16 protein-coding genes are annotated in these 12,910 nt (G+C 71.2%); 4 read left to right on the top strand and 12 right to left on the bottom strand.

The genetic code is table 11. The annotated features are described in order from the left end of the window. Positions 1–76: 76 nt before the first annotated feature. Positions 77–2,017 carry a hypothetical protein gene (locus ACBJ32_RS54125; RefSeq protein ID WP_357891096.1) on the bottom strand — a complete coding sequence of 647 codons (1,941 nt, stop codon included), beginning with the start codon at positions 2,015–2,017 and terminating at the stop codon, positions 77–79. A gap of 169 nt (positions 2,018–2,186) precedes the next feature. On the opposite strand from ACBJ32_RS54125, the gene ACBJ32_RS54120 reads away from it, so the two are divergent. From ACBJ32_RS54120 to ACBJ32_RS54110, 3 genes are read left to right on the top strand one after another with little or no spacing between them, the layout of a single operon-like run. Then, positions 2,187–2,846 (top strand): hypothetical protein, encoded by a 660-nt coding sequence (locus ACBJ32_RS54120; RefSeq protein ID WP_375133529.1) that lies wholly within the window; start codon positions 2,187–2,189, stop codon positions 2,844–2,846. Continuing rightward, positions 2,846–3,496 (top strand): hypothetical protein, encoded by a 651-nt coding sequence (locus tag ACBJ32_RS54115; RefSeq protein ID WP_375133528.1) that lies wholly within the window; start codon positions 2,846–2,848, stop codon positions 3,494–3,496. The genes ACBJ32_RS54120 and ACBJ32_RS54115 overlap by 1 nt, the downstream gene beginning before the upstream one ends. Before the next feature lie 4 nt (positions 3,497–3,500). Then, positions 3,501–4,943: a hypothetical protein gene (locus tag ACBJ32_RS54110; RefSeq protein ID WP_375133527.1), complete on the top strand. Its 1,443-nt coding sequence runs from the start codon at positions 3,501–3,503 to the stop codon at positions 4,941–4,943. On the opposite strand, the gene ACBJ32_RS54105 is transcribed toward ACBJ32_RS54110, so the two are convergent. Next, complete coding sequence (locus ACBJ32_RS54105) at positions 4,933–6,192, bottom strand: hypothetical protein (RefSeq protein WP_375133526.1); 1,260 nt, start codon at positions 6,190–6,192, stop codon at positions 4,933–4,935. The genes ACBJ32_RS54110 and ACBJ32_RS54105 overlap by 11 nt on opposite strands. Positions 6,193–6,456: 264 nt before the next feature. Here ACBJ32_RS54105 and ACBJ32_RS54100 point away from each other — a divergent pair, with 264 nt between their 5' ends. Further along, entirely contained in the window at positions 6,457–7,008 is a 552-nt protein-coding gene (locus ACBJ32_RS54100) for an XRE family transcriptional regulator (protein WP_276083199.1), read from the top strand. Positions 7,009–7,071: 63 nt separating this feature from the next. Here ACBJ32_RS54100 and ACBJ32_RS54095 read toward each other — a convergent pair whose 3' ends face one another. The 10 genes from ACBJ32_RS54095 to ACBJ32_RS54050 form a co-directional block, all read right to left on the bottom strand. Further along, positions 7,072–7,818, bottom strand: coding sequence for a methylated-DNA--[protein]-cysteine S-methyltransferase (locus ACBJ32_RS54095; protein WP_375133525.1), 747 nt, complete (start codon positions 7,816–7,818; stop codon positions 7,072–7,074). After that, positions 7,815–8,375, bottom strand: coding sequence for an RNA polymerase sigma factor (locus ACBJ32_RS54090; RefSeq protein WP_357891116.1), 561 nt, complete (start codon positions 8,373–8,375; stop codon positions 7,815–7,817). The genes ACBJ32_RS54095 and ACBJ32_RS54090 overlap by 4 nt, the downstream gene beginning before the upstream one ends. 120 nt (positions 8,376–8,495) lie before the next feature. After that, positions 8,496–8,801, bottom strand: a complete 306-nt coding sequence (locus ACBJ32_RS54085; RefSeq protein ID WP_185110452.1) for a DUF1416 domain-containing protein — start codon at positions 8,799–8,801, stop codon at positions 8,496–8,498. Further along, the gene (locus ACBJ32_RS54080) at positions 8,801–9,640 is read right to left on the bottom strand and encodes a sulfurtransferase (protein ID WP_225271205.1); all 840 of its coding nucleotides are present in this window, start codon (positions 9,638–9,640) and stop codon (positions 8,801–8,803) included. Before ACBJ32_RS54080 ends, ACBJ32_RS54085 begins: the two co-directional genes overlap by 1 nt. Continuing rightward, the gene (locus ACBJ32_RS54075; protein ID WP_357891120.1) at positions 9,637–10,050 is read right to left on the bottom strand and encodes a DUF4395 domain-containing protein; all 414 of its coding nucleotides are present in this window, start codon (positions 10,048–10,050) and stop codon (positions 9,637–9,639) included. The genes ACBJ32_RS54080 and ACBJ32_RS54075 overlap by 4 nt, the downstream gene beginning before the upstream one ends. A gap of 58 nt (positions 10,051–10,108) precedes the next feature. Further along, positions 10,109–10,192, bottom strand: a complete 84-nt coding sequence (locus ACBJ32_RS54070; RefSeq protein WP_350668905.1) for a putative leader peptide — start codon at positions 10,190–10,192, stop codon at positions 10,109–10,111. Positions 10,193–10,270: 78 nt separating this feature from the next. Continuing rightward, complete coding sequence (locus tag ACBJ32_RS54065) at positions 10,271–10,684, bottom strand: thioredoxin family protein (RefSeq protein ID WP_375133524.1); 414 nt, start codon at positions 10,682–10,684, stop codon at positions 10,271–10,273. Between the two features lie 29 nt (positions 10,685–10,713). Continuing rightward, complete coding sequence (locus ACBJ32_RS54060; protein WP_375133563.1) at positions 10,714–11,598, bottom strand: anti-sigma factor family protein; 885 nt, start codon at positions 11,596–11,598, stop codon at positions 10,714–10,716. Beyond that, positions 11,598–12,110, bottom strand: a complete 513-nt coding sequence (locus ACBJ32_RS54055) for a sigma-70 family RNA polymerase sigma factor (RefSeq protein ID WP_357891126.1) — start codon at positions 12,108–12,110, stop codon at positions 11,598–11,600. Before ACBJ32_RS54055 ends, ACBJ32_RS54060 begins: the two co-directional genes overlap by 1 nt. Positions 12,111–12,216: 106 nt before the next feature. Further along, positions 12,217–12,882: a DUF2993 domain-containing protein gene (locus tag ACBJ32_RS54050; RefSeq protein WP_375133523.1), complete on the bottom strand. Its 666-nt coding sequence runs from the start codon at positions 12,880–12,882 to the stop codon at positions 12,217–12,219. Positions 12,883–12,910: the final 28 nt, after the last annotated feature.

The following is a 12,910-nucleotide window of genomic DNA, read 5'->3' as shown; positions in this document are numbered from 1 at the left end:
TGCATTTCAATCCCCCACAGACGGTTCTTTGTTAAATTCCGCCAACCGTCAGCTCATCACCTCGACATTGACCATGTCATTGCCTGCCCTTGCGCCAGTCCAGGCGTGGCGGTGGTGGCCCGAGGTTCGGCGGCGGCTCTCCGTTGCCGTCGCCGGCCCGGGCGTCGAGTGCCAGCACGGCCTCGCGCACGTCCTCCAGCTCACCCAGCGTGGTCTTGGGGAAGGTGAGGATGGCCGGGTTCGCGTCCGCCAGGCGTACCCGGCGGCCGTCCGCGGTGGCGTCCGTGACGATCACGGACGTCGTGGGGAGCTGCTGGAGCTGGTGCGGCTCGACGAGGAACTCGCGCGAGCGTTGCAGCACCCGCTCCTTCTCCGAGATCTTGTCGGCGGTCCTGCCCCACTCGGTGGACTCGGTGATGTCCTCCGCCAGGTCCGTGTGGTCGCCGTCGCGTTCCTCCCGCTCGTCCTCGACCTGGGAGATCGTGGAGGTGTAGCCGCCGTCGAGGCCCGGCAGCGACTCGCTGATCGTCTCGGTGAGCTGGGCCAGCTCCAGCCGGTGCTCGGTGCCGACGTGCTCGCTGGCGACCCGCGCGTCCTCGGCGTTGCCGAGCCGCATGAACGCGACCGCGGCGTGCCCCCTGCCGAGCCGCTCCCGCACGGTCGGGGTCAGGGAGCGGTACGTCAGGACGAGCCCGGTACGGGAGGTCTCGCAGGCGTCCATCAGCCGGTCCAGCACGTCGCCCCTGAGCTTGTCCGCCCCCGCCACGATGATCGTGTGGTACCAGGGCCGGTCGGAGGAGGGCGACTGGCGCAGGATGTGGGTCAGGGCGGTGGCCACGTACGTGCCGAGCACCCGGTTGCCGAACACGCCTGCCTGCCGGTCCATGCTCACCACCCGGAGCCGGGCGGGCGGGAGCCGTACGGCCTGCGTGCCGAGCGTCTCCAGCTTGCGCAACTGCGACTCCAGCGCCCAGGCCCGCTCGATCACCACCCGGTCGCTCACGCCGCGCCCGAACAGCGTGCCGATGCGTTCGAGCTGGGAGGCGGTGATCAGGCCGAACCGCAGGTCGTCGCGCGGGTCGCCCACCTGCGCCAGTGCCCGCAGCGCGGCGGTGACCTGGCTGATCGTGGCGTTCTCCCCGAGCACCTCCAGCACCCGCTCCAGGATCGCGTTGTCGAAGCTGAGGTCGCGGGTGCTGCGCTGCTCCTCGCTCACGCTCACCACGTGCGCCAGCACGTCCGCGAACGCCTCAGGCTTGAGCGTGGCGCCCAGGTCGAGCCGGGGCAGATCGACGGGCAGCACCCAGACCAGCGGGTCGTCGCCGCCCTTGCGGGCCAGCTCGATGAGGTCCTTGGCGATCGCGCCCTCCGACAGGTCCAGCACGGTCAGGTGCCCGCCGCTGTAGAGCCGGGTGGCGCCGAGCAGCGTGACCAGCGCGGACCAGCCCGGTAAGGTGCCGCCGGCCACGTCGATGCGGTCGAGCTCGTCGGGCACCGCGACCGCGTACCAGGTGAGCTGCCTGTCGTGGCGCTCCTTGGACTCCTGCCACTCGCGGTAGCGCTGGGCGTGCTCCTCCTGGGCGCGGAACAGGTCCTTGTCGCGGTTCCTGCGCTGCCGTTCGTTTCTGGCCTGCTGCTCCAGCACCCGGTACCTGACCGCCCGGTCGCCCTGCAGCAGCGCGTAGCTGAGGATGGCCGCCACGCCGCCGGCGGCGACCAGCGCGACCAGCGCGAAGGACCAGGCCAGGTAGCCGGCCAGGGCGACGGCCAGGATCACCACGGTCAGGGCCAGCATGAACATGCGCAGGAACCGGACCGGCCGGTTGAGCATGTCCTCCTGCATCCGCTCGCGGCGCAGCAGTTCCTGCTCGGCCGGGTCGGGCTCGTCCGGCGACTCCTCGGCGGGCGAGGGGCGTTTGGGCGGGGGGCCGGGGTCCGGGTGCAGCAGGATGTACTGCCAGCCCAGGTAGATGCGGTCCGCCTGGAGCTGGGCATGCTCGGGATGCACGTCCGCCACGTGACCCTCCGGCCGCCGATATGTCATGAGGAGTGGGGGTCAGCCCTTTCCGCTCCGTGACAGCGTATGAGTTACAAGCGCCATAGCGGCAGGGTTCTCGGCAATTCGACCGGTCCGATGGGAGCATTGCGGCAGATGGGACAAGCGAGACCTATTACCATCCTTACCCATGACGGAACCCTCCGGCGGCAGCACTGACAAGCCCAGACGCCCGGTAGTGGTGCCCGCGATCGCCCTGGTGGCGCTCGCCGCCATTGGGATCACCGCTCTCCTGGGCGGCCTGAACGAGCGGCCGGATCCCGCGCCGCCCCAGCTCAAGCCCGGACAGGTGCTGGACCAGGGGCGGTTCGACACCCAGTTCGTCGAATCCAAGATCACTCTACAACCTGCCGAGAACGACTTCGCCGAGGACAAGCGGTTCCTCGACGTGATCTTCAAGGTGACGAACAAGACCGACGAGACCATCAGCGTGGGCAGCCTGCCCTCGGGCAAGAGCGACGGCTGGAACTTCGGGGCCACGCTGCTGAGGATGACGCCGGCGATCAAGTCCAAGAGCGGGGCCGAGCTCTTCGTCTCCTCCCACGGCGGCAAGTACTCGCAGCTGCATCCCGGAATTCCGTCCACCGTGGTGGCACGCTACGAGCTGGAGGGCTCGGCGCAGCCCCCCGAGCAGGTCAGCTACGACCTCGGCAAGTACGAGCTGCTGACGAACGCCCTGGAGGACGCCTCCGAATGGTTCCTCGAGAGCGAGCAGGATCCGCTCACGGAAGAGGACAAGACCACGGTCGTCGCCAAGGTCACACTTCCGGTCGAGTCACAGGGGGCGTGATGACCGCGACTCAGGAACGCAGCGTCGCGCCACGCGGAGGGCGCTCCCGCAGGCAGGCCGCCCGGCGAGGGCGCGGGTCCGGGGCGCTGCACCTCGTGGTGGGGCTGCTGCTGGCCGCCGGGGCCGTGGGGATCCAGTCCCTGGACATGTCGGGCGACGATCACAGCATGCCGCTCACGTACACGGGGGCGAAGGGGGAGGACGTCGACGCGGGCCGCTTCGCCGTCCGGGTGGAGAAGGTGTCCTCGGCCAGGACCCTCGAGGCCGACGGCAAGACCATCGCGACGGATCAGCTCTTCCTGGTGGTCGAGGCCGCGGCCACCGTGCCGAAGAAGCCGCTGCACCTGGGCGAGGCCGAGCTGCTCACCGCCGACGGCAAGAAGTTCGTGGCGAGCGACAAGGTCGACAAGATGGACACGCTGGCGTACCCGTGGATCCAGCCGGGATGGTGGGCGAAGGGCAGGTTCGTCTTCGAGGTGCCGGCCACGGCGCTGCCGGGGGCGCAGGCCGTCTTCACGCTGCCGGTCAGCGGGCTCTACTCCGAGCCGCTGCCGCCGGAGGCGCAGGTCGACCTCGGCATCGACGAGGCCGCCGCCAAGCAGCTCGGCTCCGCTCCCGCGGAGGTCCTCGACCTGGACGAGAAGAAGTAAGGCCATGAGCCAGAACGAATCGAACCGCGACTGGTTCGCGCCGCCTTCCGGCCAGCCGTCCCAGTCGGAGGACACCGTTCCGCACCCCGCCGTTCCGGCCCACGATGACGGGCGAGCGGCGTACGGGCAGCCGCCCCAGGAGCAGGGGCCGACGCAACCGCACCATCAGGTTCACGACCAGGGGCCGACACAGCCGCACCACCAGCCGTACCACCAGGCCCACGACCAGGGGCCGACACAGCCGCACTACCAGCCCCAGCACGGCAGCCCCACGCAGCCGCATCCGCGGCCCGCGCCGCCCAGCCGGCCGCCGCGCCGGCCGCAGCCCGACCAGCCGGGCCAGGCCACACAGCCGGGCCAGGCCACACAGCCAGGCCACCCCGCACAACCCCCGCCTCAGCCGCAGCACCCCCAGCCCGGACAGCCGGCGCAGGCCCCGTACCGGCCGCAGCGCGGGCAGGCCACGCAGCCCACGCAGCCCCTGCAGCAGCCCCGATTCGACCAGGGGCCGCGATTCGACCAGCAGCCCCCGCAGGGCGGTGGCCAGGCGGCTCGCCGGCCGGTGCCGCGGCGGCAGCCGCCTCGGACCGACCCGTTCGCGCCCCGGCGCGGCGCCCAGCCGGACCAGCAGGTCTGGCCGCCCGCCGGTCAGCCGGGGTTCCGCAACGGCTCCACCCAGCCCATCCCGGTCGTTCCCGCGGCAGGCCCGGTGTCACCGCCCTCCGGCGGGCAGCCGGGCCAGGGCGGCGAGCACCCCGGCCGGAGCGCGCACGGCATGGTCGCGCCCGCGAGCCCCGCGCAGGACGAACCCGAGACGGCCTCGTCCGCCACGCCACCGCCGCCCTCCGACGGGGCGGCGGAGGGACAGGCCGCTCCGCCGCCGCGCCGTCCGCGCACGGTCATGCTGGGCGTGAGCGCGATCGTCGCGCTCCTGGTCGGGATCGGCGCGCCGACCGTGGACGCGTACCTCTTCTACCGCAGCGGCCAGCCCGCCGACATCGAGCACGTGGTGGACGCGGGCAAGGAGATGACGTTCGAGCACGTGGCGTGGAAGGCCCGGATCGAGACCATGGATCCGCCGCAGGCCACCGCGCCGGACAGGCAGTGGCTGAAGATCACCATCACCAGGAAGGGCGTCGACGAGACGGGCATCAGGCTCACCGCCAAGCCGGAGCTGGAGCTGCGGGACCGCACGGACCGCACCTGGCAGGTGCAGGTCGCGGAGGACAACGTCGCGCTCGACGAGGACGCCGAGGTGGGCAAGGCCTACACCTACACCGCCGTCGCCGTCGTGCCGAAGGCGGTGGCCGGCCAGGTCGAGTTGCGCCTGCGGCCGAACACCACCTACCGCTCGGACACGCCGACGGACAAGCTGTTCGCCGTCCCGACGGACCCCGCGCAGCAGGAGAAGGCCAAGCACAAGGACGTGCTGGTGTTCAGGCGGTGATGTCCTCGCCGCGCAGGCGTGCCCTGGTCGCCGCGATGTCGAACGCCGCGGCCAGCACGCAGTAGGACAGGCAGGTCGTCAGCAGGTTCCCGACGAACGTCACGGGCTTGCCGAGCACCAGCCACATGAACTCGATGTCGGAGCCGATCAGCGTGCGCACGCCCCTGTCCAGGTATTCGACTCCGATGTGGACGCCCACGTACAGCAGGCACATGAAGCCGAACAGCGCCATGCCGCCGCGGAAGGTGATCCGGAAGGCGTTGACCACGGGCACCCAGCGGTCCCTCCAGCCGCCGACGACCCGGTCCACCGCGCGCTGGGTGATGTCGTGGCTGCCTTCCAGCTTGTCCATGCCCCGCTCCAGGCGGGTGCCGCGCACGGCGCGGCGGGTGTCGTCGACGGAGGCGCCGAAGACCAGCACGGCGATCGCCAGCCAGGTGAGCGGCACGACCAGCGCGTCGATGACATGCGGCCAGACGGCCCCCACCCAGTCCCAGAACGCCTTCCAGCCCGGCACCGTCTCCTGCGCGTGCTTCCAGGCCTCGGTGGCGCTGCTCACGACGGCTCGGTGCTGGGTCCAGTCCCCGCGCAGCTCCGTGAAGGTGAAGATGGCGTTCAGGCCGCAGAACACGAACGAGAACTCGGCGAACGCGGCGGCGACACCGGCGTACTTCCCCGAGCCCTTCTCGACCAGGTTCGAGAAGAGCATCCGCAGTCCGAAGGTCACCACCATGGCGCCCAGGGAGACCCGCCAGTCCAGGCCGACCAGGCCCAGCCCGTACGTGGCCTTCTCGTCGGTGCCGTTGGCGATGTTGTTGAGAATCGGGGTGTAGAAGTTGTCGTCCAGGTTGTGGAACTTGTCCATCGCGAGGAAGTCGCCGGCGTCCCGGTAGTACAGCTCCCAGGCCAGGTAGATGACCGCGAAGGCGGGGGCCACCCGGTTGAGCGAGACCCAGAACCTCTCGTCCTCCTGCCCGTCCTGCCTGCGTGCCCGCGTCTCCCACAGGACCTCGCGCAGCGACAGGAACATGCCGGTGACGACGGTCATGGAGATGAGGATCACCATGGTGACCAGCACCAGGGTGGCGACCAGCCGGGCCTGCCACCACGAGCCGTGCGAGATCTCGGTGGCGATGTAGAGCACCACCCAGCGTGCCAGCTCACCCGCCGAGAACCACAGGATCAGCGGCAGCGCGCACTTGCCTGCCAGGCGGAGCGCGTGCAGGGGCAGCGAGTACGGCGACGGCATCCGCTGAGCCGGCGTTGGCCCAGGTCGTGGGGGTGCCGTCACACCTGTCGATCCGGACATCTGTGGAATCGTATCGGTCTGCCCCTTGTGACGCAGCCGCACCATGGCAAAAGCGCTACTCTCCGCAGATCGATCATGAACACGCGGCGATCATGAAGCGGGGGTTCCGGCCTCTGCGGCGCGTCTCCGGACGCGGCGCGCGGCCCCGCGACGAATCGAGGAGCGCGGCCCGCACGCTGGTCGGATGTGCGGCAATATGGCGGTATGGAGCCGCAGCCCGCACTCGACACCGATCCGCGCGTGGTGGGAGACCGTCTGCGGCGGCTGCGCCAGGCGCGCGGCGTCTCGCTCTCCGAGCTCGCCAAGCGCGCCGGCATCGGCAAGGCCACGCTGTCGGGCGTGGAGACCGGCACGCGCAACCCCACCCTGGAGACGCTCTGGGCGATCACCGCGCAGCTCGGGGTGCCGATCGGGGCCATCCTCGACGCGCCGCCCGAGCCGCAGATCATGCGGGGCACCGCCATCGAGGCCGAGCTGCTCGAGGTGTTCGAGGACGATCGCGTCACCTACGAGCTCTACCGCGTGCGCATCCCGCCCGGGCTCACCCAGACCTCGCCCGCGCACCACGAGGGGGTCAGCGAGCACGTCACGGTCTTCACCGGCACCCTCAGCGCGGGGCCCATCGACGAGCCGCTCACGGCCGGGCCCGGTGACCACATCTCGTGGGTGTCGGACGTGCCGCACGGCTACCGGGCGCACGGGCCGGACGTGGTGCGGGCCACGCTCCTCATGCGCTACCCGACCAAGCCCGTCTGAGCCCGTCTGAGCCCGTCTGAGCCCGTCTGAGCCCGGTACGCCCGGCACATCGGGCGGGGGCCGCTACGCCGGGACGTCCTGGGCCGGGCGGCAGGTGCGGCACGGCCGGTAGCCCGCGGCCCGTGCCTGGGCGAGGCTGCGGAAGCCGTGCCGGTGCGCGGCCGTGATGCGCCGCGCGTTGTGGCAGGTCGGGAAGCACACCACGCCGGTCGTGTCGCTGGCCAGGTAGAACACCCGCTCCCCCGCCAACGCCCGCAGCCGGTCCAGGTCCACCCCCTCCTCCAGCAGCAGCCGCTCCTTGGCCGGCGAGCCGAACACGTAGTCGCCCACCATCCCGTCCGACCGGGTGACCCGATGGCACGGGATGAGCAGGGGCACCGGGTTACGCCCGAGCGCGGTCCCGACGGCCCGTACGGCCTTGGGGCTGCCGACGCGGGCGGCGATCCACGAGTAGGGGCGGACCTCGCCGCGCGGGATCTCCCGCGCCGCCCCCAGGACCGCGAGCTGGAAGGGGCTCAGCCCGCGCAGGTCGAGCCGCAGCCCCGACAGGCGGCCGGTGCGCAGAGCGGGCAGCAGCCCGGCGGGCGGGCGGGCGGCGGGCAGCAGCGGGCGGCCGAAGCGCGCCCTGAACGCCTCCGCGAAGCCCTCTCCCGCGTGCACGTAGGCCACACCCTGATCGGTGTACGCCACCGCCAGCTCCCCGATCGGCGCCGGCACGCGGACCCACCGGGCCGCGATCCGTTCGAGCAGGCTCTCCGGCGGCTCCACGGCGAGTGCCGCGAGTCCGGTGAGCAGGGGATCCTGAGTCATCGGGCACCTCCTAGTGCGCGTAGCCGCTTCAGCCCCCGCGACACGTGCGACTTGACCGTGCCCTGGGGGATCTTCAGCACGGTGGCGATCTCGCTGACCGGCAGGTCCACGACGTGCCGCAGCACGACCGCGGCCCGCTGCTCGTCGGGGAGCTGCCCCAGCAGCGCGGCCAATTCGTCGCCGGTCTCGCGGCGGACCGCGGCCGCCTCGACGCCTTCGCCGGGGTCCGCGCCGTCCACCGGCTCCTCGACCAGGTCGGTCGGCGGCCTGCGGGACTTGGCGCGGGCGCAGTTGCGCCAGACGTTCATGAGGATCGTCATCAGCCAGGCCCGCGGCTGCAGCTCCGCGACGCGTTCGGGCGAGTATCCGGACAGGGCCCGGTAGGCCCGCAGGAACGCCTCCGCCGTGTAGTCCTCGGCGTCGGCCCAGCGCCCGCTCAGCCGCAGCGCGGTCGAGAAGACCAGGCCGCGGTAGGCGCCGTACAGCTCGGCGAAGCCCTCGTCGAGGTCGTCGAGCAGCGCCTTGCGCACCGGGTCGGGACAGTCGGTTTCAGCCACGTTCTCTACAACACCGCAAGGCGGCGTCCGGTTGCACGACGGCACCGCGAAGCCGCTGCCCGGTCACACGCGAAAGGCCCGCGTTCCCCGGAAGGGGAACGCGGGCCTCCACGCAGGTGCTCAGACGGCCACCGCGAGCTGGGCGACCTCGCCCAGCTTGGCTTCCACCTGCACGTCCCTGGTGACGCCGCCGCCCGCGATGATGCGGACGGTCCAGTCGCCGGGAGCGGCGAAGAAGCGGAAGACACCGTCCTCGGAGACCACGACCTCGCCGGTGAACTCACCGGAGTGGTCGAGCAGTCGCGCGTACGCCGTGCCGGCGCCGGTCACGACGCCCTGGATCACGGCCTGGTTGGTCAGATCGATCCCGGCGGGCAGCGCGACGGTCTGCTCCGGCGCGCCGCAACCCTGTGCTGCAGCCGACATCAGCGGGCCTCCCCCAGCTCGATCGGCACGCCCACGAGCGAGCCGTACTCGGTCCACGAACCGTCGTAGTTCTTCACGTTGGACTGCTCCAGCAGCTCGTGCAGCACGAACCAGGTGTGCGCCGAGCGCTCGCCGATGCGGCAGTAGGCGATGGTGTCCTTGCCGAAGTCGACGCCGGCCTCCTGGTAGAGGGAGCGCAGGTCGTCGTCGGACTTGAAGGTGCCGTCGTCGTTCGCGGCCTTGGACCACGGGATGTTGCGGGCGGTGGGCACGTGGCCGCCGCGCTGGGCCTGCTCCTGCGGGAGGTGGGCGGGGGCGAGCAGCTTGCCGGTGAACTCGTCGGGCGAGCGCACGTCGACCAGGTTGAGCTTGCCGATGGCGGACACCACGTCGTCGCGGAAGGCGCGGATCGCGGTGTCCTGCTCCTGGGCGACGTACTGGGTCTTGGCCCGCTGCGGCACGTCCTTCACCAGCTCGCGCGAGTCGAGCTCCCACTTCTTGCGCCCGCCGTCGAGCAGCTTCACGTTCTCGTGGCCGTACAGCTTGAAGTACCAGTACGCGTAGGCGGCGAACCAGTTGTTGTTCCCGCCGTACAGCACCACGGTGTCGTCGTTGGCAATGCCGCGGTCGGACAGCAGCGCCTCGAAACCGGTCTTGTCCACGAAGTCGCGGCGCACAGGGTCCTGCAGGTCGTTACGCCAGTCGACCTTCACGGCACCACGGATGTGGCCCTTGTCGTAGGCGCTGACGTCCTCGTCGACCTCGACGAGGACGACTCCCGGTGTGTCGAGGTTGGCCTCGACCCAGTCGGCGTCCACCAGGGCGGCGGAGCGGCTCATTTGGATACCTCCATGTTGGCAGCGGGCAGTAGTCGGCGAATGAGCAGGTACGTTTCGCAGCCGAGGCAGAATCCGAAGGCTGCGTTGAGGAAGGCGGCGAGGAGAGCCGCGGCCGTGGCCACGAGGGCCAGCGGGGTGATCCCGGCGGCGAACCCGACCAGGCCGACGACCGCGAAGGCCAGCCCTACCCCCTGGGCGAAGCGGGGCGGACGGGCGTCCTCGGTCTCCGTTGGATCGCTCCTTACGAGCATCTTGAAGAGCATCGCGTACGGCGAGCGCCGGTGCGCCCCGAGCGCGAAGACCACCGCCTGGGCGGCGAGCAGCCAGAAGCTCTCCGTCACCAGGACGGAGGCCAGGACCAGGGTGGTGATGGCCGCGCCGAAGCGCAGCGCTCTAGGATCGGCACGCATCGCGGGATGCTCCTGAAGGGTCGATTGGGGCGGATCACTAGTCCGCGCGAGATCGTCCTCAGGCAGCGCGACAGAGCGCGGTGGCGACGCGGCAGAAATCAACCGCGCGCCGCTTCGTCAGCAGCTCTGTCGATGGGTTCATGGCGACGACACTACTCGGCGTCTCGTCATCTGTCACATCTCGTCCGGTTGGTGAGACAACTTGTGAGACGGCTCACAGTCATGACTCCGGTACGGCGGCCGCCAGAGCGGCCAGGACGTCGGCCTTGCGCGGCTGCCCCGCGGCCTTCTTGACGATGCCGCCCGCCGCGTCGAGCACGAGCACGGTGGGTGTGCGGGTGATGTCGAGCCTGCGTACGAGGTCGAGCCGGGACTCGGCGTCGATCTCGACGTGGCTGACCCCTGGCACGAGCGCGCTCACGTCGGCCAGGACACGCCGGGTGGCCCGGCACGGCTGGCAGAACGCGGTCGAGAACTGCACCAGGGTGGCCCTCTCCCCCAGCCCCGAGCCGAGGTCGTCGGCGGACAGCCGGTCGCCGCCGGCCTCGTGCACGCGTCCGTCGCGGCGCAACCGGACCACCCCGATCACCGTTCCGAGCGCCAGCGTCGCCAGCGCCACCCACAAGCCTGTCATCCTCTGGTGCAACCGCGCGTCAGGGTCGTTCACTTCCCTCGGGCCTTCGGCGGCACGGGAACCTCGACGAGCGGGTTCCCGGCCGTGTCCACGACCTCGAACCTGGCGATCTCCTTCAGGCTCATCCCCGTCCGGAAGCGGAAGATCTTCCCGGTCTCGTAGTCGGCACGCCGCACGACCCAGCTGTCCGAGCGCTCCTGCCGCCCGTCCACGCCGACCACCACGACCCGGCAGCCGGTGCCCACCGGCACCCCGGTGACCTGCACGCCGAGCTCCGCGCCCGTGGCCGCCGGCCGGACGAGCACGGTGGCGTAGTACTCCGCGGCCTCGTTCTCGCCGGGGAACGCGACCTCGTCCACCACCTTGGCCGGCTTCCGGCTGGGCCGGATCTGGGCGTCCGTGGCGCTCTGGGGGGCCGGGCTCTGGGAGGCCTCCGCGGCGCCGCGGGAATCCTCGGCGATGCTCCGGGAAGCCTCAGCCGAGCTCTGCGGCTCGGCCTTCGGCACGAAGCCCTCGTCCCGCATGACCTCGGGGGCCTGCGACGCGGCGGGCGCCGGGGCCCGCGCCGCCGTCGTCCGTTCGCCCGAACCGGTCTGGATCGCCGTCCACACCGTGCCGCCCACCACCAGCACCGCCGCCGCCGCGACCAGGGACATCAGGGCGCGGCCCCGCCTGGTCCGCTTGACGCGGTCGTTCAGCAGCCGGTCGAGCACCTGGCGCGGCGGGCTGGCCACCAGCTCCACGTCGCGCTCCGACACCTTGCCCAGGAACGCGCCGACGCCCTCCAGCTCCAGCAGCTCGGCGCCGCACGCCTCGCAGGTCGCCAGGTGGTGGTCGAGCTCCAACGCCTCTTCCGGATCGAGCGCGCCCAGGGCGTGCGCCCCCAGCGAGATCCGGACCTCCTCGCACGTCATCACGGTGCCAGCCCCCGTTCCTCGAGCGCCAGCTTGAGCGCGCGCAACGCGTAGTACGTGCGGGACTTCACCGTGCCCGGCGGTATGCCCAGCGTCGCCGACGCCTCCTTCACCGATCGCCCCCGGTAGTAGACCTCCAGCAGCACCTCCCGGTGCTCGGCCCGCAGCGCGGCCAGCGCCTCGGCCACGGCCCACGACTCGACCGCGCGCTCCAGCTCGTCGTCGGCCGGCAGGACCGCCAGCGCCTCGTCGCCGGTCTCCGGTGGCCTGGCCTTCCTGGCGCGATGCTGGTCCACGACGAGATTACGGGCCACCGTGAACAGCCACGCGCGGATGGGCCTGCCGGACATCGCCTCGGGATGCCGCCAGGCCCGCAGCAACGTCTCCTGCACGACGTCCTCGGCCCGCCCGGAGTCACCGGTCAGGCGCAGAACGTAGCCGTAGAGGGGCCCGGCGTGCTCGTCGAAGAGGGTCTTCACGAGTTCCTCGTCGGCGGTCCCGGCTGTGCTCACGGGCCCTCCTGCGTCGGGTCCGTGAGCCTGCTGCTGCGCCGGTCGGCTCGCTCGCTCTGGTCGCTCACGCCCCTCTTCACGTACGCCGGGAGCGAGCGGTTCAATCTCATCCACGGATCGGCACGTCAGCCGCCTCGGCCGAGAACTCCAGGCCGTCGGCCACGCTCCTGACCCCGGTCACCTTCACGTCGAAGGGCAGCTTGCCCTGGAACGGGATGGTGTAGGAGACCAGCCGGGCGACCTGGTCGGGCACGCCCTCGATCTTCTCCGCCTGGATCTTGATCCCTCCGTCGGCGAGCTCGACCCGCATCTCGGCGTTGAACCGCACCTTGTTCGCCCCCATCGTGACCTCGCCCGACGCGGTGAGCCGCCGCCCGTTCCCGCCGATCTTGACGCCCTGGGGGGCGTACTTGTCGATCGTGGCCCTGGTGAGGGTGCCGCTGATGGCCACGCGACCGGCCCGGATGTCGGGTCTGTTCTGGATGATGTCGGCCAGGGGGGCCGTCACGTCGTAGGCGGCGCCCCGCAGGTTCCTGACCGGCACGTCGCCGTACGTGAACGTGCCGAGATCGAACCGTACCTCCGGATAGTGCCCGGAGACGGCCTGAGTGAGAAAGGGGATGCCCTCAATGGTCACGGTCGGCGTGCCGGAGAGGTCGGCCGTCGCCGCGATGCGGTTGGCCAGATCGCGCTCGACGCCGGCCACGGCGACCCGATCGACGGCGACAAGGAGAATGCCGAGCACGATCAGAAAGACGATCAGCTTGCGCATGGAGCTCCCTGTCTCGAGCGGGGGGTCA

Origin of the sequence: Nonomuraea sp. GTA35, assembly GCF_041950525.1 — a bacterium.
In the GTDB taxonomy this organism is placed as follows: domain Bacteria; phylum Actinomycetota; class Actinomycetes; order Streptosporangiales; family Streptosporangiaceae; genus Nonomuraea.
This window is presented reverse-complemented; position numbering and strand designations above follow the sequence as displayed.

Bases quoted from the DNA above. Each gene is read 5' to 3' on its own strand.
- ACBJ32_RS54115 (WP_375133528.1), top strand. From the start codon at position 2,846: ATGACCGCGACTCAGGAACGCAGCGTCGCGCCACGCGGAGGGCGCTCC.
- ACBJ32_RS54110 (WP_375133527.1), top strand. From the start codon at position 3,501: ATGAGCCAGAACGAATCGAACCGCGACTGGTTCGCGCCGCCTTCCGGC.
- ACBJ32_RS54065 (WP_375133524.1), bottom strand. From the start codon at position 10,684: ATGACAGGCTTGTGGGTGGCGCTGGCGACGCTGGCGCTCGGAACGGTG.
- ACBJ32_RS54080 (WP_225271205.1), bottom strand. From the start codon at position 9,640: ATGAGCCGCTCCGCCGCCCTGGTGGACGCCGACTGGGTCGAGGCCAAC.
- ACBJ32_RS54075 (WP_357891120.1), bottom strand. From the start codon at position 10,050: ATGCGTGCCGATCCTAGAGCGCTGCGCTTCGGCGCGGCCATCACCACC.
- ACBJ32_RS54070 (WP_350668905.1), bottom strand. From the start codon at position 10,192: ATGAACCCATCGACAGAGCTGCTGACGAAGCGGCGCGCGGTTGATTTC.
- ACBJ32_RS54105 (WP_375133526.1), bottom strand. From the start codon at position 6,192: ATGCCGTCGCCGTACTCGCTGCCCCTGCACGCGCTCCGCCTGGCAGGC.
- ACBJ32_RS54095 (WP_375133525.1), bottom strand. From the start codon at position 7,818: ATGACTCAGGATCCCCTGCTCACCGGACTCGCGGCACTCGCCGTGGAG.
- ACBJ32_RS54050 (WP_375133523.1), bottom strand. From the start codon at position 12,882: ATGCGCAAGCTGATCGTCTTTCTGATCGTGCTCGGCATTCTCCTTGTC.
- ACBJ32_RS54060 (WP_375133563.1), bottom strand. From the start codon at position 11,598: ATGACGTGCGAGGAGGTCCGGATCTCGCTGGGGGCGCACGCCCTGGGC.
- ACBJ32_RS54120 (WP_375133529.1), top strand. From the start codon at position 2,187: ATGACGGAACCCTCCGGCGGCAGCACTGACAAGCCCAGACGCCCGGTA.
- ACBJ32_RS54085 (WP_185110452.1), bottom strand. From the start codon at position 8,801: ATGTCGGCTGCAGCACAGGGTTGCGGCGCGCCGGAGCAGACCGTCGCG.
- ACBJ32_RS54100 (WP_276083199.1), top strand. From the start codon at position 6,457: ATGGAGCCGCAGCCCGCACTCGACACCGATCCGCGCGTGGTGGGAGAC.